This window comes from Cuspidothrix issatschenkoi CHARLIE-1 (assembly GCF_002934005.1).
GTDB classification, from domain to species: domain Bacteria; phylum Cyanobacteriota; class Cyanobacteriia; order Cyanobacteriales; family Nostocaceae; genus Cuspidothrix; species Cuspidothrix issatschenkoi.
This window is the reverse complement of the sequence record NZ_PGEM01000016.1, coordinates 1-19,771: the sequence shown is the minus strand read 5'-3', so window position 1 is coordinate 19,771 and position 19,771 is coordinate 1. Positions and strand designations below refer to the sequence as shown.

Annotated in this window: 21 protein-coding genes; 7 read left to right on the top strand and 14 right to left on the bottom strand. The window is 38.9% G+C overall.

Annotated features, from left to right (window positions below; genetic code table 11):
• Positions 1–129 precede the first annotated feature (129 nt).
• The gene (locus CUN59_RS02345) at positions 130–378 is read right to left on the bottom strand and encodes a photosystem I reaction center subunit PsaK (RefSeq protein WP_193938697.1); all 249 of its coding nucleotides are present in this window, start codon (positions 376–378) and stop codon (positions 130–132) included.
• A 128-nt stretch (positions 379–506) separates the two neighbouring features.
• On the opposite strand from CUN59_RS02345, the gene CUN59_RS02340 reads away from it, so the two are divergent.
• Positions 507–1,136, top strand: a complete 630-nt coding sequence (locus tag CUN59_RS02340) for a phosphoribosylanthranilate isomerase (protein ID WP_104386322.1) — start codon at positions 507–509, stop codon at positions 1,134–1,136.
• 40 nt (positions 1,137–1,176) lie between these two features.
• Here CUN59_RS02340 and folE read toward each other — a convergent pair whose 3' ends face one another.
• The 5 genes from folE to CUN59_RS02315 all read right to left on the bottom strand — a co-directional run bounded on the left by folE (position 1,177) and on the right by CUN59_RS02315 (position 6,145).
• Positions 1,177–1,881, bottom strand: a complete 705-nt coding sequence (folE, locus tag CUN59_RS02335) for a GTP cyclohydrolase I FolE (protein ID WP_104386321.1) — start codon at positions 1,879–1,881, stop codon at positions 1,177–1,179.
• A 257-nt stretch (positions 1,882–2,138) separates the two neighbouring features.
• Complete coding sequence (locus CUN59_RS02330; RefSeq protein ID WP_104386320.1) at positions 2,139–2,864, bottom strand: SDR family oxidoreductase; 726 nt, start codon at positions 2,862–2,864, stop codon at positions 2,139–2,141.
• 261 nt (positions 2,865–3,125) lie between these two features.
• Positions 3,126–4,106 carry an acetyl-CoA carboxylase carboxyltransferase subunit alpha gene (locus CUN59_RS02325; protein ID WP_104386319.1) on the bottom strand — a complete coding sequence of 327 codons (981 nt, stop codon included), beginning with the start codon at positions 4,104–4,106 and terminating at the stop codon, positions 3,126–3,128.
• 137 nt (positions 4,107–4,243) lie between these two features.
• Complete coding sequence (locus CUN59_RS02320) at positions 4,244–5,263, bottom strand: long-chain acyl-[acyl-carrier-protein] reductase (protein WP_104386318.1); 1,020 nt, start codon at positions 5,261–5,263, stop codon at positions 4,244–4,246.
• Positions 5,264–5,446: 183 nt separating this feature from the next.
• Positions 5,447–6,145: an aldehyde oxygenase (deformylating) gene (locus CUN59_RS02315; RefSeq protein WP_104386317.1), complete on the bottom strand. Its 699-nt coding sequence runs from the start codon at positions 6,143–6,145 to the stop codon at positions 5,447–5,449.
• A gap of 172 nt (positions 6,146–6,317) precedes the next feature.
• Between CUN59_RS02315 and CUN59_RS02310 the strand changes: the two genes are divergently transcribed.
• On the top strand, positions 6,318–7,142 hold the full coding sequence (locus tag CUN59_RS02310) for a carbohydrate ABC transporter permease (RefSeq protein ID WP_104386316.1): 825 nt from the start codon (positions 6,318–6,320) through the stop codon (positions 7,140–7,142).
• 314 nt (positions 7,143–7,456) lie between these two features.
• Positions 7,457–7,786 (top strand): XisI protein, encoded by a 330-nt coding sequence (locus CUN59_RS02300; protein ID WP_104386315.1) that lies wholly within the window; start codon positions 7,457–7,459, stop codon positions 7,784–7,786.
• A gap of 383 nt (positions 7,787–8,169) precedes the next feature.
• Here the strand turns inward: CUN59_RS02300 and CUN59_RS02295 are convergent, their stop codons facing one another.
• The 3 genes from CUN59_RS02295 to CUN59_RS02285 all read right to left on the bottom strand — a co-directional run bounded on the left by CUN59_RS02295 (position 8,170) and on the right by CUN59_RS02285 (position 10,413).
• Positions 8,170–8,421: a hypothetical protein gene (locus CUN59_RS02295; RefSeq protein ID WP_104386314.1), complete on the bottom strand. Its 252-nt coding sequence runs from the start codon at positions 8,419–8,421 to the stop codon at positions 8,170–8,172.
• A 96-nt stretch (positions 8,422–8,517) separates the two neighbouring features.
• Positions 8,518–9,909, bottom strand: a complete 1,392-nt coding sequence (gene asnS, locus CUN59_RS02290; protein ID WP_104386313.1) for an asparagine--tRNA ligase — start codon at positions 9,907–9,909, stop codon at positions 8,518–8,520.
• Positions 9,910–10,068: 159 nt separating this feature from the next.
• Entirely contained in the window at positions 10,069–10,413 is a 345-nt protein-coding gene (locus CUN59_RS02285) for a sll0565 family protein (RefSeq protein ID WP_104386312.1), read from the bottom strand.
• A gap of 67 nt (positions 10,414–10,480) precedes the next feature.
• Between CUN59_RS02285 and CUN59_RS02280 the strand changes: the two genes are divergently transcribed.
• Complete coding sequence (locus tag CUN59_RS02280) at positions 10,481–10,759, top strand: DUF6439 family protein (RefSeq protein WP_104386311.1); 279 nt, start codon at positions 10,481–10,483, stop codon at positions 10,757–10,759.
• Between the two features lie 57 nt (positions 10,760–10,816).
• On the opposite strand, the gene CUN59_RS02275 is transcribed toward CUN59_RS02280, so the two are convergent.
• Both CUN59_RS02275 and rlmD read right to left on the bottom strand, forming a co-directional pair.
• Entirely contained in the window at positions 10,817–11,266 is a 450-nt protein-coding gene (locus tag CUN59_RS02275; RefSeq protein ID WP_104386310.1) for an ATP-binding protein, read from the bottom strand.
• Positions 11,267–11,682: 416 nt separating this feature from the next.
• Positions 11,683–13,065: a 23S rRNA (uracil(1939)-C(5))-methyltransferase RlmD gene (rlmD, locus tag CUN59_RS02270; protein ID WP_207765350.1), complete on the bottom strand. Its 1,383-nt coding sequence runs from the start codon at positions 13,063–13,065 to the stop codon at positions 11,683–11,685.
• 434 nt (positions 13,066–13,499) lie between these two features.
• Here rlmD and CUN59_RS02265 point away from each other — a divergent pair, with 434 nt between their 5' ends.
• Complete coding sequence (locus CUN59_RS02265; protein ID WP_104386309.1) at positions 13,500–13,985, top strand: allophycocyanin subunit alpha-B; 486 nt, start codon at positions 13,500–13,502, stop codon at positions 13,983–13,985.
• Between the two features lie 508 nt (positions 13,986–14,493).
• Positions 14,494–15,138 (top strand): hypothetical protein, encoded by a 645-nt coding sequence (locus CUN59_RS02260; protein WP_104386308.1) that lies wholly within the window; start codon positions 14,494–14,496, stop codon positions 15,136–15,138.
• A 124-nt stretch (positions 15,139–15,262) separates the two neighbouring features.
• Here the strand turns inward: CUN59_RS02260 and CUN59_RS02255 are convergent, their stop codons facing one another.
• The 3 genes from CUN59_RS02255 to CUN59_RS02245 all read right to left on the bottom strand — a co-directional run bounded on the left by CUN59_RS02255 (position 15,263) and on the right by CUN59_RS02245 (position 17,269).
• Entirely contained in the window at positions 15,263–15,574 is a 312-nt protein-coding gene (locus tag CUN59_RS02255) for an ArsR/SmtB family transcription factor (RefSeq protein WP_104386307.1), read from the bottom strand.
• A gap of 345 nt (positions 15,575–15,919) precedes the next feature.
• Positions 15,920–16,420 (bottom strand): DUF2085 domain-containing protein, encoded by a 501-nt coding sequence (locus CUN59_RS02250; protein ID WP_104386306.1) that lies wholly within the window; start codon positions 16,418–16,420, stop codon positions 15,920–15,922.
• A 51-nt stretch (positions 16,421–16,471) separates the two neighbouring features.
• Positions 16,472–17,269 carry a Uma2 family endonuclease gene (locus tag CUN59_RS02245; RefSeq protein WP_104386305.1) on the bottom strand — a complete coding sequence of 266 codons (798 nt, stop codon included), beginning with the start codon at positions 17,267–17,269 and terminating at the stop codon, positions 16,472–16,474.
• 307 nt (positions 17,270–17,576) lie between these two features.
• Here CUN59_RS02245 and CUN59_RS02240 point away from each other — a divergent pair, with 307 nt between their 5' ends.
• Positions 17,577–19,484: a bifunctional serine/threonine-protein kinase/formylglycine-generating enzyme family protein gene (locus CUN59_RS02240; protein ID WP_104386304.1), complete on the top strand. Its 1,908-nt coding sequence runs from the start codon at positions 17,577–17,579 to the stop codon at positions 19,482–19,484.
• The last annotated feature ends 287 nt before the right edge of the window (positions 19,485–19,771 follow it).

Here is a 19,771-nt window from a genome sequence, read left to right as displayed (position 1 = left end):
CTTTGATCACGAAACAGCAAACCATAGATCCCCGACTTCTAAGAAGTCAGGGATCTGGAATCTGCCAAAAAAAGTGATCAGTAATGAATCACCCTATCGCTGCCGACAAAAAAGGAATATCAAACCAACTTACAAGCGGCCAATATTAGTTAGTCCTAAAACAATGCCAATTCCCACTACATGACCAAGAGCCATTGCACCAATAAATCCTGGTATACTCACAGGTAGCATGGGCATAGATGGTCCAACTTTAGCAGATTTAAGTGCAAAAGTAAGTAAAAGTATAACTGCGCTGCTGGCACTGATAATGATGCCAACTGTAGGACTCCACACCGGGGTAACAGGAACGGATGCTGCGGCTAATAAAATTGATGACATGATGGTGTGTCTCCTCAATGAAAAAATGAGTATAATCGTACAAAATTATAAAATTACCCAGGACAAAGCAAAAGTTTTTAACTTCAATTAAGATACTTTTGTGATTATTTGTAACTTTTCAGGTGGAAATGCGGGTTAAAATTTGCGGCATCACTCAACCACAGCAGTCAATAGCTATAGCGTCTCTAGGTGCAACAGCGCTAGGATTTATCTGTGTTCCTAGTTCCCCTCGCTACGTTACCATAGCCCAAATTCAGGCAGCCATAGCCCCACTTCCCCCAAATATTGATAAAATTGGCGTTTTTGCCAACACAACTATTTCAGAAATTCGTCAAGTAGTTCAAGAGTCTGGTTTAACTGGTGTGCAATTACATGGAGATGAAACACCAGAATTTTGCTATCAATTACGTCAATCTCTATCCCAAGTAGAAATTATCAAAGCTTTACGAGTCCGCAGTTTAGAGCATCTACAAACCACAACTAATTACACTGATTATGTAGATACTCTACTACTTGATGCCTACCATCCCCAACAGTTAGGAGGAACAGGGCAAACCTTAGATTGGCAAATGCTAGAAAGATTTAACCCTTCTCTTCCTTGGTTTTTAGCCGGGGGACTGACACCAGATAATATTTTAACTGCCCTAAGTCAGATTACACCTAATGGCATTGATTTATCCAGTGGTGTAGAACACTCACCAGGTAACAAAGATTTAGACCAGGTGGCTTTATTGTTTCAAAATTTAGGGAATAGGTGACTGCTGACTGTTAACCCCTGCTCCCCTGCCTCTTGCCTTCCTAAAAGAATGAAGCTTGGTGACGAATTAAATTAAAGAATTCCTCACGGGTTTTGTGTTCTTCTTGGAATACCCCTACCATGGAACTGGTGACTGTCCAAGAACCGGGTTTTTGGACTCCGCGCATCACCATACACATATGACTAGCTTCCATAACCACAGCAACGCCTTTAGGTTCGAGAACTGTTTGCAATGCTTCGGCAATTTGGCGAGTTAATCTTTCTTGGACTTGCAATCTGCGAGAATACATTTCCACAATTCGGGCTAGTTTACTTAATCCCACAACTTTTTGATTGGGAATATAAGCAACGTGCGCTCTACCCATAAATGGCAACATATGATGTTCACATAAGCTAAAGAAATTAATATCTCTAACTAACACCATCTCATCATGTCCTTCGTCAAAGATTGCACCATTGATGAGGTCTTCTAAGGATTCATTGTAGCCACTGGTGAGAAACTTCATGGCCTTAGCTACACGCTTAGGTGTTTTAAGAAGTCCTTCCCGTTCTGGATCTTCTCCTACTCCTACTAGCATGGTGCGGACTGCTGCCATCATCTCGTCCATGGTTTCATCTGATGGTGGATGTATTTCTGCTACTTTACCATCATGAGTATTGCGGTCTGGGCGAACAATAACTTCTGCTAAGTCAGGAATCAGGGGCGATTGAGAGAGATTAGAACCATTTGGACTAGCGATAGTCATGATTGAATTTTGGTAATTTGTGATTGGTTTAGTTGTCAGTTGTCAATCAATTTTGGATTTACAATTTTGGATTTACGATTTACTTCACCCTAGAGGGTGGAGTTTTTCTGATTTTATATTGGCGATTTTGGGATTAATTGCGCCCAGAAGGGGCGAGATTGGTACCGAAAATTCCCAACGTAAAATCTAAAATCTAAAATCTAAAATCTAAAGTTTTTCGGTCATTTGTCATGAGAAATAAATGACGAAATCACCGATTAGAGAACACCAGCATTGGACATAATGGTTAATTCTTCAATTACTGCTTGTTGTGGTAATAAGACAGTGTGGAGAATTGTTTGGGCCACAATTTCTGGAGTTAACATTTGGGAACGGTCAAAGTTAGCTTTAACTGTGGGGGTATCCCAAATTTCTGTGTTTACAGAACCTGGACAAATGGCCATGACGCGAATGCCATTAGCACGTTCTTCTTGTGCAAGGGTTTGGGATAGGGAAAGGAGTCCGGCTTTGCTGACGCAGTATGCTCCCCAACCTGCAAAAGCTTGTTTGGCGGCAATAGAGGCAATATTAATGATTGTGCCTTGGCCTTGTTGGCGCATTCCTGGCAAAATTCCCATCATGCACTGAAATACACTAGTGAGATTGACGTTAATTACTTGCTGCCAGTCTTCTAGAGGTGTGTCGCTCAGGTTTCCTGTATATCCAATACCAGCATTATTAATGAGAATATCTATGTTACCAAATTCATGGGCGATCGCCTGAATTTTAGCTTTAACTTCGGCAACTTCAGCTAAGTCCACACAGAAAGCTTTGGCTTCAACTCCAAATTCACGCGCTGCTTTGCTTACGAAGTCTAAATTATTTTGAGAACGACCAACTAAGGCTATATCTATTCCAGCTTTTGCAAATGCTAAAGCCGTTGCTTTACCAATTCCGCTACTAGCACCAGTAATTAAGGCGCGTCTTTTTTGCTCAAAACTCATGGTATTGTCCAACTTTTTAGCTGGGCTATCAGCCAACAGCTACTCATAAATTAATTGTGGAATAGGTAACAGTTGATGGTTGACAGTTGACGGTTGACGGTTGACTATTAACCGCAAAACTATTGCTCCTCTGCTCCCCCGTCTATTGCCTTTTACCTGCAATACAAATGCCTATAGCTCTTGAAGATTGTTAAAAAATCTTTGAGCAGCCATAGGCAATTATAGCATTGCTGTGTTTTTATGCTATAGTTTTGAGTATTTTTAATGAGCAAGTTCTGTAAAAACGCCGATGTTGCGGAATTTATCATAGCGAAGTTGACGGCGTTCAGCAGGTGTTAGACGGTTGAGTTCGTCTAGGTTTTCTACTAAGGCTTGCTTGAGGTTGGTTGCGGCGGTTAAGGGGTCAGAATGTGCGCCCCCTAAAGGTTCGGGGAGAATTTGATCAATAATGCCCAAGTTTTTCAGGTCATGGGAGACAATTTTCAAGGCTACAGCAGCTTGAGGAGATTTGCTGGCATCTTTCCATAAGATTGCGGCACAAGCTTCGGGTGTAGCAACTGTATAAACTGAGTGTTCAAACATCAATAGGCGATCGCCTACACCAATACCCAACGCCCCACCGGATCCACCTTCACCAATAACTGTACAAATAATCGGCACATCAAAGCAAAACATTTCTCGCAGATTATAGGCGATCGCCTCTCCTTGTCCTTGGTGCTCTGCTTCTATGCCCGCCCAAGCTCCCGGAGTATCAATAAATGTCAAAATTGGCATATTGAATTTATTGGCGTGTTCCATAAGCCGTAGGGCTTTGCGGTAGCCTCCAGGGGCAGCCATGCCAAAGTTCCGGACTACGTTATCTTTAGTATCCCGGCCTTTTTGATGTCCTAACATCATCACGGGTTGACCATTAACACGGCCAACACCACCAACTAAAGCGGGGTCATCTCCACCACAGCGATCGCCATGCAACTCCATCCATTCATCACTAATAGACTGGATATAATCTAAGGTACTAGGGCGGCGAGGGTGACGAGCTACTTGGAGTCGTTGGGATGGTGTTAAACTACTAAAAATTTCTTGTCGTAATTGCATCGCCCGTGTTTCTAGTTGGCGAATTTGCCCAGAAACATCCACACCATTTTCTTCAGCAAGTTGACGAATTTGGTCAATGCGAGTGGCCAGTTCTGCTAAAGGCTTTTCAAAATCTAACAGTAGCGGTTTGCGCTCAGTGGTTGCCATATTAAAGGAATAGGGAATAGGGAATAGGGAACAGGGAACAGGGAACAGGGAACAGGGAACAGGGAACAGGGAACAGGAAGAACAGGATAATATTTATCTTGGCTTTTGCCTCTTGCCTCTTGCCTCTTGCCTTTTGACTAAACTAGCAATGGTCTAAAACCGTGTTTTCTGGACATTTGACCAATTTGGTCCATTTTCTCTACGGTAATCTGATTGCGCCCCCAAGAAAAGTTAGTATGTAACTTCTCAAATTCCAGTAGCATAGATTCTGCAAAACAAGCAAATAATTGACGGGCTGGTACATCCATATTAACAATTTTCATAATTTTCCAGTCAATATCTAAGGAATGCTCAACTATGCCACCGTTTAAGACATACACCCCAGAATGCTGAATTTTTGTGCCTAAGTTTTTTGGATAGCCACCATCAATTAATAAACAGGGTTGTTTTAATGTAGTTGGGTCAATTTCTACGCCTTTGGGCATACTAGCAACCCAAACAACAATATCGGCTTGGGGTAATGCTTCCTCCAATCCCATAATTTTTCCCCGTCCTAGTTCTGCTTGCAGTTCCTGAAGACGTTCTTGATTTCTAGCAATTAATAGTAATTCCTGGACATCTGTTTTTTTATCTAGCCAACGGGTGACTGCACTCCCAATATCCCCAGTTGCACCACACACAGCTACAGTGGCTTTGGACAATTCAATCCCTAGTTTTTGAGAAACTGCTTCTACTTGCTTACAGATAATGTATGCTGTATGAGTATTACCTGTGGTGAAGCGTTCAAACTCTAGGTCAATATTGCGAACTTGTTTGAACTGTTCTAAATTAAAGTTTTCAAAGATAATTGAGGAAAATCCGCCTAAAGCTGTAATATCAATGCCATGCTTTTGAGCATGAGCCATAGCATTTAAGATTTTGCGCGTTGCGGCTTTGATGCGGCGATTTGCCAGCATTTCCGGTAAAAAGCAAGACTCTACATACTTGCCTTCTATTTTTTGCCCGGTAATACTGGTGACAGTTATATGATCAACTATCTGTGGTGGAGCGCTACACCAAAAGTCTAACCCTTGATCGGCATATTCTGGATATCCCAATTCCTGAGCTACTGATTGCGCGTGTTCTAAACTAGTCAGATGTCCAATTAAACCAAACATGGAGTGATATATTAGGCGTGTGCTGTCGTGCAAAAATGGGAAATTAGTTGCTAATATCTAATCTATTAAAAATACTACATAAGGGGTCAATGTTCACAGTTAACTGTTGACGGTTACTCCCCCACCCCCTACTCCCCTACTCCCAATATGGGGTAACAAAATCGTCACCCCTATGGTTATTATTTAAACGGTTGCCAGTCCGTAAGCGGAAAGACGCATGATATCACGGGTTGTGAAACCAATATTACTCAAGGCTTCACCGTATTGAATCATAAAGTCTTCTATTAAAGCGTCTTTTTCCATGGCTAAAACTTTGGCATCATCTGCTACTTGGTTAAGCATTTTCCAGACTAGAGGGAGGTTTTGGCGATTTGCTGCTTCTAATTCAGCTTGGGAGTCTGCAAAGTTTTTTTGTAACCACACTTCACCAAAGTTGAGGTGACTATATTCTTCTTTGACTACGCCTTCTGTAATTTTACGGGCAAAATCATCAGCTACGGGAATGTAGATGTTATAGGCTGCGATCGCAAAACATTCAATAATTAAAGATTGGATCAAGAGACAGGTAACAACTTTACCTTCTTTGGCTGCGGTTTGGAAATTTTCGTGTAGTCCTGAGAAAAACTCTTTGGCAAATTCCAAATCTGGGGTAACTTTTAAGTTCCGTCCACAGGCTTCAAATCCTTTTTTGTGACGACTTTCCATTTTGGAAAGGCGAATTAGTTCCTCTTCATGTGCCGGCAGCAGTTTTGCCAATGTGATGTAATTTTCGTGGGCTTCTTGTTCCCCTTCAATTACAATTGCATTAATGCGACTATAAGCATCTTTATATATTTCGCTTTGGAAATCAATTTTTTCAACTTGGTCTAAAACCTGCTGCATGGTCTACTTGCTCCTAGAAATGAATCATTTGATACAAGAACTTAAATTACCCGATCATTTTGGGATAATTATCACTGTGATTTAATTTAACTTAACAAGAAACTATAGTAATTAGATTAGTTTTTACTGATGGTATTACTACCAGAAAAACAAATGTATGGAGTCATAGCCAATGTCAAAGCTAAAATGGAATCTCAAAAATGGTAATTTGTTGAGCCTGTTAGTGCTACTGGTCGGGGTTGTCGTCATTTTAGCACCGCTGGTTGTTGTTTTCCTGACATCTTTGGGTGGTGAGGGAACAACAGCAGGTATGGCCATCAATAACTGGACTTTAGCTAATTATCACCAGGCATGGGAACAAGGGAAGTTTTTACTAGCCTTCGCTAATTCTACCTTAGTAGCGATCGCAGTTACGGCTTTTCAAATTTTCACATCAGCTTTAGCTGGTTACGCCCTCGCGCGGCTAAAATTTCGGGGTAGACAAGGGTTACTTTTAGTGGTGGTAGCAACTTTAGTCATTCCTTTTCAGTTGCTAGTAATTCCGATCTTTTTGGTACTCAAGTGGGGACATCTGATTAATACCTACTGGGCGTTAATTTTACCAACTGCGGCCAATGGTTTTGGTATTTTTCTCTTGCGTCAATATTTCCAAACCATTCCCGTAGAACTAGAGGAAGCAGCCGCTATTGATGGTGCAAACCGACTGCAAATTTTATGGGAAATCATGTTACCTTTAGCACGTCCAGCTTTAGTAACTTTATTTCTATTTACCTTCATTGGTGAATGGAATGATTTATTTAAGCCTTTAGTATTTACCACAAAGCCAGAGTTAAGAACAGTACAGTTAGCTTTAGCAGAATTTCAACAGCAGTTTACAAATAATTGGCCATTAATGATGGCAGCAGTGACAATTGCGACCATACCAGTTATGGTGTTATTTTTAATTGGCCAACGGCAGTTTATTCAAGGTATTGCTACAACGGGTATTAAGAATTAGTGTCATCAACTATGTAGCTCGCTGATAAAATATCCAAGATACCCTAAGCATTGCCATTACTCCAGAACTGAAAGCAGCACTTTTAGAAATTACTCAAACTGAAGGTATATCTGCTGATAGTTTAGTTAGTTTTGCTATTTCTGTAGGAGGTGCGCCGTTAGAAATATTAAAGGAATATATCAAAAATCAAGAAAAGCCGTCCTAGAAGGACGGGGCTTGTATCCCATTATTTTAGATCAATTTATCCAAGAATCTTTAAAAGAATATCAAATTAAGGTTTTAATTTTTGATTCTTTCAACCAGGAGATTGTTTTATGGAAAGAATAAATTACTCACAAATTATTCAAGATATTTTAAGTAATCATTCTCGTAATGATATAGCTAATGGTACAGAAATTCAATTGCTTTTTGATACGCAACGTCATCATTATCAAGTATTAAATATTGGTTGGAAACAACAAATTAGAACTTATGGGGTGATCATTCATGTTGATATTAAAGATGATAAAATCTGGATACAAAGAGATGGTACAGAAATTGGTATTGCTAATGAATTAATGGCTGCTGGTGTACCTAAAGAAGATATTGTTTTAGGATTTCATGCTCCTTATAAGCGGCAATTTACAGGTTTTGCGGTGGGATAATAAATACTTAGAGTGAATTTGATATTAAATTGACCTGAAAATCGCCTACAATCTTAACCTCATCTTGCTTTAACATTAATTAATCAAGTCTTAATTAGTGATCAACTTCCTGTTTTCATCCTGTGAATCCTAAAATCCTGGACATCCTGATAGGACTTACGCAAAATAGAACGAAAGTAGGGGTAATACCCTTCGGGAAGCAAGCTACATGAATTACCCCTACGGAATAATCAGGGTTTTAGTTACATCTTGCGTAAGTCCTACCTGAATCAGATAAATTTACTCTTTAGATACTAAAGCAATGCGATAACCTAAAGCATCTAAAAATTCAATTAAAGTGTAAATTTCATTTCCGGGATTTTCTCATAATAATTTATTCAAGTTTATTCATAAACCTTAGAACGATGAGCAATAGACCTGATATTTCTCCAATTTTTAACTCGACCTTCAATTACATCTTGTTTACCTCTTTCAAAAGATGCGATAAAACCAGGAATATCAAGTAGTTCTTGAGTAGCTAGTTCCCTTTCTTTATCTGCTAGATAAGCTAAAAATTCGGCAACTATTTTTAAATTATCTGGAGATAGCTTTTCTAAGTTGTAGTTTATTTCTTGACGCAGTTGTGAGGTGTTCATAATGTTAATTACGGTTTTTTATTATTTTTAGGACTTACGCTCCTGATTCAGACAAAAAACAGGGTTTAGCATTGCTAAACCCCTACCAACCAAATATTAAAACTCCGCGCTTTGTGGTGTGCGGGGGAAGGGAATTACATCCCGAATATTACCCATACCCGTCATAAATTGCACCAATCTTTCAAAACCCAAACCGAAACCAGCATGGGGAACAGTACCATAACGACGTAAATCTAAATACCACCATAAATCTTCTGTTTTCATTCCCTGTGCTAATACCCGTTTTTCTAACACATCTAATCTTTCTTCCCGTTGTGAACCGCCAATAATTTCCCCTATTTTTGGTGCTAAAATATCCATAGCGCGAACGGTTTTTTCATCATCACTCAACCGCATATAAAAGGCTTTGATTTGCGCGGGATAGTCTGTAACAATGACAGGTTTTTTAAACAATTGTTCCGCTAAATAGCGTTCATGTTCTGATTGTAAATCTGCACCCCAACTGACAGGATAATCAAATTTGACATCGGCTTTTTCTAAAAGTTTGACTGCTTCTGTATAAGTTAACCTTTCAAATTGATTATTGATAATATTATTGGCTGTTTCTAAGACAGTTTTATCAATCCGGTCGTTGAAAAATTCCATGTCTTCTGGACAGGTTTCCATGACATATTTAAAAATGTATTTGAGAAACTCTTCTGCTAAATCCATATCACCATCTAAATCACAAAAAGCCATTTCTGGTTCAACCATCCAAAATTCGGCTAAGTGACGAGATGTGTTAGAATTTTCAGCGCGGAATGTGGGTCCAAAGGTGTAGACATTAGTAAAAGCCATGGCCATAATTTCGGCTTCTAATTGACCACTGACTGTTAAATATGCAGGTTTACTAAAGAAGTCTTGACTATAATCAATTTCTTGATTTTCTGTTTTGGGAACATTCTTTAAATTGAAATTAGTAACACTAAATAATTCTCCAGCCCCTTCACAATCACTGGCGGTAATAATGGGAGTATGTACCCATAAAAAGCCCCGTTGTTGAAAAAATTGATGAATTGCCGTCGCGCAAGCATTTCTCACCCGGAATACTGCCCCAAAGGAGTTAGTTCTGCCACGCAAATGGGCAATGGTTCTCAGAAACTCAAAGGAATGACGTTTCTTTTGTAGTGGATATGTTTCGGGATCAGCATCTCCGTATACTTTGACTGTATCCGCCTTTAATTCTATTCTTTGCCCTTTTCCTTGAGAAGCTACTAACACTCCTGTAACTTCGACAGAACCACCTGTATTTATCTGTTTTAATATTGCTTCATAGTCTGGCAAATCTTGATTAATAACAACTTGCAAATTAGCTAAAGATGAACCATCATTAAGTTCAAGAAAGGCAAATCCTTTTAATTCGCGTTTTGTTCTTACCCAACCTTTAACTGTTAAATTTTCTTCAGGTTGACCAGTTTTTAAGATTTGTGCGATGCGATGATTAATCATTTTATACAAGTTGTTTTTTGAATATATAATCCTAATTTTAGCAAAATAGAGGCTGAAAACAGGAGGATCTAAATTATAAAATTTCTGATTTGATATCATTCGACTTGATGTAAATACAATCCAAAATCCAAAATCCAAAATCTAAAATCCAAAATTCCATCACCCAACCCAAGATTTTAACAGCCAACCCATAATAACGCCTAAACCGCCAAAACGGACGGCTTGCCAAAAAGGTCTTTTCAAGCTAGTCCAAGAAAATAACTGGCTTTCTAGGTTGATTTCTATGGCTTCTAACTGTTTTTGCAGACGGGTTAATTCTGCCTTCATTTCTGGAGTCTGATTTCTATTTTGCTTTAAATTCTTTAATTCCTGTTGCCATTGTGCCTTTTGTTGTTGATCTTTTTGCACTTGGGCATATCTATCTTTTAAGAAGCGGAGTGAAGTTTCTACTTCCTCTAGTTCCTGTTCAAAGTCTAGCTGGGGATTTTCTTCTGGTTTGGTCATGGGTGATGGGTCATTGGCTATGATGATTACATCTTAACTTTTGTCTAGTGACTCAGCACTTAGCCCTATGTCTCAAATTAGTCAGTTAAATGATCTTAGCACTTTGGAACTCGCGCAAGCCTTGATGGCAAGACTCAGTATTTCTCCTGATGATTGGCATCGTCTCAAGTCTAACCGCAATGCCCGCGCTAGTGAGCAGGTGGCGGCAGCTATGGTATTTCTGGTCAAAAATGAACCCCAAGAGGCACAAGCTAGGTTAGAGCAAGCTGTGGGCTGGCTAGATAAATCAATTTCTGCCCCTCCCTGTCCCACCCATGGACACAAGCGTGAGGTCATAAAGGAATGAGGACATAAGGGGAATATTTATTTTTACTCTTGCCTCTTGCCTGTTCTCTTTTCCCTCTCACCTCAACAATGATAATAAACCACGGCTTTCTAATTGCTTACAAAGCCTGAGTTCTGTACCTTGGCGATTCCATTCTACTTGGTCAAAAATCTGATGCAGTAAGGACATACCCCGACCACTTTCAGCTTCGTCTGGTGGTAAATAGTCATCGGAATCACCATCACCTGCTATGGTGGGAGTGAAGCCACTACCCTGATCTGAAATTACCCACCAATACTGATTATCTATTAATGAGAAACGAACTACTACTAATTTACTGGGATCAAGATTATTCCCATGTTTAGCAGCATTTACTAGGGCTTCTTGCAGTCCTAGTCGCAGTTCTGACTGTAATTTTGCGGGAATGTGGGTCAAGAGTAAATCTAGTATTGGACAAAGGTAAAGGGTGGAAGCAAAACTAATTGTCCCCCAATACTGTCTAACTGGACGAAGAGAAATGGTAATCACAAGAGAAACCCCGTAGCTTTTTTTAGTTAGCTAGACATCAGTTTGCTTTTACAGGCATTCTGATAAAAAATTTAGGTAGTCATGGTGCCTTCAAACTTGCGTCTGTAAAACTAAATTTATAAAAATGCTCTTGGCTAGTAACTTAAGAGATGAATTTGATTGCTTATTAACAGTTTGTTAGAGTTAATTTGTTCATTGAGCAGATACCTGAAAACTGCTATTTTTGAACAGGAGTAGGAAGCTACTTTCCTTAACTGCTGGTTTGTAATCAAGACAATTCCGTTCATATTGCTTAAGATATTATACACCTTCGATTTTTTTAAAAGAAGATGAGTTTCTATTTTTTATGTAATTTTATTCTAGCATTATGAGTGACCACTAGAGTACAAATTCCTGATTTTTATTTTTGTAAAGAATTAATTACTCTTATCATTTTCTGATAAGGTCAGAAATGCTGCTGCTTCTACATGAGCTGTTTGGGGAAAGAAGTCAGCAGGTTGTACCTTTGTGAGTTTATACAGCCCATCTTCACAAAGTAATTTCAGGTCACGGGCAAGGGTAGATACTTTACAACTGACGTAAACTATCTGAAATGGTTTCAGTTTTCTTAATGTTTTGATAACGTTAATTTCACATCCTTTGCGTGGAGGATCTAGTAAAACAATATCTGGGATGATTTCTAGATTGGGGAGAATTTTTTCCACCGCGCCGACTTGAAAGGTAACATTATTAATGCCATTGTTTTGGGCGTTGATAATAGCTTGTTCTACTGCTGTTGATTGCAATTCTAAACCGGTAATGTGTCGTACTTGTTTCGCTAGGGGTAAAGTTAATGTGCCAATGCCACAATAGGCATCAAGTAAGACTTCATGACCTTGTAAATTCAGTTCTGCCTTAATTGTATCTAAAAGTGCTTCGGCGGTTTCTGTGGATACTTGAAAAAATGTATCTGGACAGATTTGAAATTCTAAGTTAGCGAATGTTTCACGCAGGTAGGGGACTCCAGCTAAACAACGGGTTTGTGATCCAAATATAGCATTTGTGCGATCGCTATTACGATTGAGTGAGATTCCAACTAACTGGGGATAACGCTGTAACCATTGCTGTGCTTGGTTTTCAATTCCTGGTAAATTCCAATCCTTGACTACCAAAGTTAGCAGTATTTCCCCAGTTCTGCGGCCAATGCGTAGGCCTAAATGGCGAATTAATCCTTTATGCTGGGTTTCGTCATAAATTGACCAACCTTGCTTTTGAATATCTAATTTTATTTCAGTTAATAAAATGTTCAAGCGCTGGTCTTGAACTGGACATTGATTCAAGTTAATTAATTTATGACTGCCTTTGTGATAATAACCGGCTTGTACTTGACCTGTGGCAGATATCCCCAAGGGGTAGGTTACTTTGTTGCGATAATCTAAGGGTGAAGCAGCTACTAAAACAGGGTTTATCTGTGGGTTAATAAAACCTCCAATGCGCTCTAAAGCTTGCTTAACTTGATTTTGCTTGGCTATTAACTGGTAGTCATAATTAATATGTTGCCACTGACAACCACCACATTTATCAGCCACGATACAACTTGGTCGTATTCGTTGAGGGGAAGCAGTTAATAAATCCTGCACCTGACCATGAGCATATTTTGGCTTAACATGGAGTAATTTGACAAGAGCGCGATCGCCTACCACCGTATCAGGAACAAAAACCACGCGCTGATCAAAGCGTCCTACACCATCGCCAGTATCGCTTAAATCAGAAATTTCTAATTCTATAACTTCACCTTGTCGCCACATTATATTAGTCATTATATTATTCATTGGTCAGGGATTAGAGAACAGGGAAAAACGAAAATCTTTCCACAGAACTTTCCGAATGTCTTTCATCCTAACCTGGGAAGGAGAAATAGCAGCTATACCAACCAAGTCAGAGGATTAACTCCTCTCACCAAGTTTTGCTTCTATAGCCTTTCCAGTCTCCTGATTGAAGATATTAACGTAAGTTGCTAGTTATGCAAAAAAGGCTCTTAAATGGAAGTGAAAAGGATCAATAGACAGCAAACAACCAGGAAACACTATCATAATTGATTCTTTGACTTCTGACTCGGTGACTCCTGACTCCTATTAACTTCACCTGTGTAGAAATGTGAACAGATTTACCCCTATCTTCCCATAGACTTCACGAATGTCCCTCTGAGTCGGTAAACTAGCAAATAATCAACATTTCAGGTCATTAGATAATCATGACTGTAATTAGCCAAGTTATTCTCCAAGCTGACGACGAACTGCGTTACCCTAGCAGTGGCGAACTCAAAAGCATCAAAGAATTTTTAGAAACAGGTATGCAACGCACAAGAATCGCTGCTACCCTTTCAGAAAACGAGAAAAAAATCGTTCAAGAGGCCACCAAAAAACTTTGGCAAAAGCGCCCTGACTTTATCGCCCCTGGTGGAAATGCTTACGGTGACAAACAACGGGCTTTGTGTATTCGGGACTTTGGCTGGTACTTACGCCTAATTACCTACGGTGTACTTGCTGGTGACAAAGAACCCATTGAAAAAATTGGTTTGATTGGTGTACGGGAAATGTACAATTCTCTAGGCGTTCCTGTTCCCGGAATGGTGGAAGCTATCAATGCTCTCAAACAAGCATCTTTGGATTTATTAAATACTGAAGACGCTATGGCCACCGCACCTTACTTTGATTACATCATTCAAGCGATGTCCTAAAATGCCCGTGCTAGTTTTCACTAAAAATCTTAGCACCCACTAATCATAACATTCGCAATTTGATCATCACTTCCCCACAGTTGGTAGTGACTATGGCAAAATTTGTCAGGTTATCAACCAGTTGTGGGGATATTTTCATCAGCAGAATTTTTTTAATCTAAAATCTGAAATCCCCGATCCTAGAAAATGCCTATCATAGCGGAGTAACTTCCTGTCAATTTTAATTAAATCAGTATTATTACCTATCTATATACTTATGATTATCATAAATATAGTGTTATAGTTATCCTAGACTCAGCAATTGACTGACGATAAAAAACCGACAAACTTATGGTAAGCTGTCGGTGATTAGTATGTTCCCTATTAATGACTCGGCTAGAGTTCAGTTAGCTCTTATTATGCCAATATAAGGATTTTCACGGTAGGATCTAAGTCATGTATATATGTGATTTTTGTCACGCCTGTGATCCAACTGGACTTAAATCTGCGTATTTATTCTATAAAAATCATGAATTTTATTAATTTTATCGCACCAACAACGCTAGTAGTTTTAACATTAACTAACCCTAGTTTAGCGAATTATCAAGTTGCTAAAAATCACTCTCTGACTAATACTCAAATAATATTATTAGCTGGTCAAAAACCCCAGTCAACTAGACCAGCGACGAAAAAAGCTACCTTATCTGTCGAAGGTGAAAAAACCCAGATTACACTCAAACTATATCAAAATCCTCTCTTTATCACCTACTTTCCCTCACAGGATTTTTTAGTAGAATCTACAAGTTCAGGAGAAGGACAAGGCGTTCGATTTATTGTCAACTTTGGCGGCAAAAAAAATGAAAATGCTTATGTTCATTTGGCATTTTTAAGTAATTTACAAAATTATGCACAAGTAAGTAAATTTATTAATAGTAAAAACGGTTTAATTGCTGCCAATAAATGGCGTGTAGTCAACCGGAATCGGAATAAAACCTACCCTTGGGTAAAACAAAATATTGCTTTTAGCCACGGTAAGAATATCCTGGGTAATATCTATATTGGAGAACAAAATGGTAAAGCATTTTATGTAATTACCCATTTTCCGGCTGAATATGGTGATGGTTTTGCACCCAGAGTAGATTTAATTTTACGTAATTTGGTAGTTGGGGGTTGAGAAAATGGGAATTTACGCTTTATTTCTTGAGAAAGTCTGATTATTGAGTCAAGTTAAGCAATAGCCCAACCTAACAAAATTTTGATCATATTTACCAAAAAATTGCCAGATTTCCTGATTAACTTTATGGACAACAACGACTGGATAAAACCCCAGAATAAAGGCGAAATTCTGCTAAATATGCTTCTAAAATCTGAAATTGGGCAATATTCAAACTGTAATAAATCCAACGTCCTTCTTGACGTGCATTGACTAAATTTGCCTCTTTAAGAGTTTTCAGGTGAAAGGAAAGTTTTGATTGATTAATATGTAAGGCATCACATAAATCACATACACAAAGTTCACACTGACGCAGAAGTTCTATAACACTGACTCTAATAGGATCAGACAGGGCATGAAACCCAGCTATAATCAAGTTATCAGTGGGAGTTGGCATTATGTTAAACTCAAATTTTAAAATGGGTAGTAGGTAAGAATTCAGGAGTCACCGAGTCACCGAGTCAGGAAGAAGGAGTCAGGAAGAAGGAGTCACCGAGTCACCGAGTCATATAGCGGTATGCACTTTAATGAGATACAGAATTTACCTAAAAAACTATACACTCTCATGACTTTCAACTCTGTTCCCTGTTCCCTGTTCCCTGTTCCCTGTTCCCTGCTATATGGACACAATCAATAAAAGAAGTCGGCGATCTGGGCATAAACAAGTGCTATGGCTGAATACTTACGGATTTTTAGTCGTTCATTCCGGGGTTTTCAGCCTATTTTCTTATAAGCTAATGAATTATTGATCATGGAAAATGGGCATAGTAAATAAACCCCAAGCTAAACCAGTAATTAAACCAAATGGGGTAACAATATAATTATTAAAATCCCACAAATCGAAAATTTGCGCCGCTAATTCCAAGGGATAAGCCATCATTAATATACTAGCAAAAGCCGCACCTGTCCAACCATATTGATTTAACCAAAAAGAGCCTTTTCCCTTAGTTAAACCATATAAAATTCGAGTAATTAACAAACCACTTACGGTCCCATAACAACGCATACATACCGCCATAATAAAAGGTGGTGCTAACTCTAAACCCATAGTAGGCTGGGGACAGACATGATTACCCATAAAGTAAATAATGTCCGCAATCCCCGGAAGCACAAACACACCAGACCCAGCTAAAAAAGGAGCAATAGGGGGACCAAACACCATACCAGCTAACAGGAAATCAGCAAAAAAACTCACCCAATTAAGTTTAAACTGTAAATTCCTGGATAAAATTGCCCTTTGCATCTTTTCTCTGTGTCCTCTGTGCCTGGAGTGGTTTGTTTATTTAATTATAAATCAAAAATCATCATCTGGATTTATACCCATCGCCCGTAAACGTTCGGCTAATTGTGCAGCCTTTCGTTCTGCTTGTTCAGCCCTTTGTTGTTGTTGTTCAGCCCTTAATTTTTGTAATTGGGCTTCTTCTTGACCTACCAATAACAAATTACCATCTAAATCCCACCAGCGCAGCCAAAGTTGTTCAGGATTATTTAAGTAACTTCCTTGCCATAGTCCCAATTCTACACTTAAGGGCGCAATAGGATAATGTCCACGTTCGTTAAGCTGGATTTTTTGGTAAGCAAAATCCACCAAATGATAAACCTCTAATTTGCCATTATTAACTTCATAGATGGCATAATAGGGAACACGGATAATACGTTCATATACCCAAAATTTACCAGGTCTTTCACCTTCTTGTAAACCCGCTAGAGGGGTTGAATCTCTTTCTTCGTCACCATTACCACTGGCTAATTCTATAACAATTAATGGAGGAATATATTCCCGCCATAAAACATAGGAACGACGAATTTTACCATCTAATCTTGGTGCTACATCAGGGACATAAAACCAATCTGGTGCTACTGTTCCTTTTTCCGGTGGTTCAGTTTCTCGCCAATAAATCCCACAATCTTGACCTATACAAAATTGTCCGTCGGGATGTTTTTTTTGTAAAGTTTGAATTATGGAATCTGTGATAATTATACTTTGGGGATGTTCTTGAAAATTCTTCACGAAAGTACCATCAGACTCCGGTAGTTGAGTATGATCAGGAAACTGCGGTGGTATAGCAATATCAGCCAGGGTTTCACTCATACTATTTAAAAGATTGCAGTTGTTAATTTAGTATTATATAGCGATTATCGCTTAAGTGAGATACAAGCTTATTTAGCCCCCTAAATCCCCCAAGTTTGGGGGACTTTGAAATTCTGATTCCCCCAGAATTGGGGGTTAGGGGGCATTAAAACCCTAGATGGCAACTTGATTAGACTATACACCATAGCCTTGTGAAGGGGAGGGGGCTGATGATGTATTTCATTTAAGTACATACTCCTATATCAGGAAGGAACGGAGAATTACTTATGTTGTATAATAAAGGTTATACAGTCATCTGCCACAGATTATGATCTGCTGTTTAAACCCGAATTGTTCCCAACCTATCAACCCTGATGATCACAAGTTTTGTCAATCTTGCAGAACCCCATTGATACCATTATTAATCAATCGCTTTCGAGTATTGCGGGTGCTTTCTGCTGAAGGTGGTTTTGGGAGAACCTATTTAGCGGAAGATAGCCAGAAACTCAATGAAACTTGTGTAATCAAGCAACTTGCACCTAAACAGTCAGGAACTCACGCTTTAAAAAAAGCTACAGAATTATTTATTGAAGAAGCTAAACGTTTACAAGATTTAGGAGAACACCCACAAATACCAACGCTGTTTGCTCATTTTGAAGATAATGGTTTTCTCTATTTGGTACAAGAGTTTATTGAAGGGGAAAATTTATTAGATGAATTCAAACAAAAGGGTAAATATAAAGAAAATCAAATTCGGGAATTATTACTAAATTTATTACCATCTTTAAAGTTTATTCATGAGCGCCAGGTTATTCATCGGGATATTAAACCACAGAATATCATGCGCCGAGCCAGTGATGGTAAGTTGGTATTAATTGATTTTGGGGCATCGAAACAATTAACTACCACAGTTCACACCCAAATAGGAACACGAATAGGTTCTTATGGGTATAGTCCATTGGAACAAATACAAGGTGGTGAAGCTTATCCAGCCAGTGATTTATTTGCTTTAGGTGCAACTTGTTTCCATCTTTTAACAGGGGTTGATCCTTTTAATTTATGGACAATAAATGGTTTCAGTTGGGTGAATAATTGGCGACAATATTTACCTAGTCCTGTGAGTCAGGAATTGGGTCAAGTTTTAGATAAGTTGTTGAAAGTTGAGATTCAAGAACGGTATCAATTTGCGGATAAAGTTATTAAAGATATACAAATTCCTCCTACAGGTTATGTACCTTCAATAGGAAATAAAAATCCGTCTTCGGGAAATTCTAAAACTAACATAAATCATACAATAGATCGTCGTGTTTTTATCTATGGAGCATTATCTTTAAGTGCTGTAATTGTTCCAGTTATAGGACAAAGTTTATTTTCTGGGAAGCAAAATAACACTTTAATTCCCGAAAATACAACAAATAACCTGAAAACTTTTAGTTTTGAAGTGGTCAGCACTAACGCATCAGGAAATATTATTAACCGACGGGATGAAAGTGCAAAATACTTTATAGAAGATTTGGGAAATGGTGTGACATTGGAAATGGTGGAAATACCAGGGGGAACATTTATTATGGGTTCACCGGAAAACGAAGCAGAAAGGAGTTCAGACGAAAGTCCCCAACATCAAGTTACTGTTCCTAGTTTCTTCATAGGAAAATATGAATTGACACAGGCACAATATCAAGCTATCACGGGTAATAACCCTTCTTACTTCAAAGGCAATAATCGCCCAGTTGAACAAGTTAGTTGGAATGATGCAGTTACATTCTGTGAAAAGTTAAGTCAAAAAACACAGAAAAACTACAGATTGCCTAGTGAAGCCGAATGGGAGTATGCTTGTAGAGCCGGAACTACCACACCGTTTTATTTTGGTGACAACATCACCCCAGATTTAGTCAATTACAATGGTAATTATCCCTACGAGTCCGCACCAAAAGGCAAATATCGCCAACAAACCACAGATGTAGGAACTTTTCCCCCTAACGCTTTTGGTTTGTACGATATGCACGGGAATGTCTGGGAATGGTGCGAAGATGACTGGCATGAAAATTATCTAAATGCGCCTATAGATGGCAGTGCTTGGAACAGTCGAAGCGGTATTGATAAAAAATTGCTTCGTGGTGGTTCGTGGAGCTTCGATGCTAGGTACTGTCGGGCTGCGGCTCGCAATTGGTTTTCGCGCGTCTTTCGTTACCTCAACTACGGTTTTCGTGTCGTGTCTTCGTTCAGGACTTTGTAGCCCTTTATACTTTTATTCTCTTACACTCTGCCCTTCTTTTCCCTTCTTAACCCCCGCAGTTAGGCGGAAAAATAAAATTTTTTTTTCGACAGTAAAGCCAATTATAGTATCTTTGCTTAGGATACTTAGGATAGCACACATTTTTGTAATTGTCAGATAGCGAAGCGTGGCGTTAGCCCAGGATATTCAGGATTTTAGGATGTTATTTGCGACTTACCCATTGACGAGAAATACAAAATACAGCATATTTCATTCAAATGAGGTAAAACCTGGAATAATCAAACTTT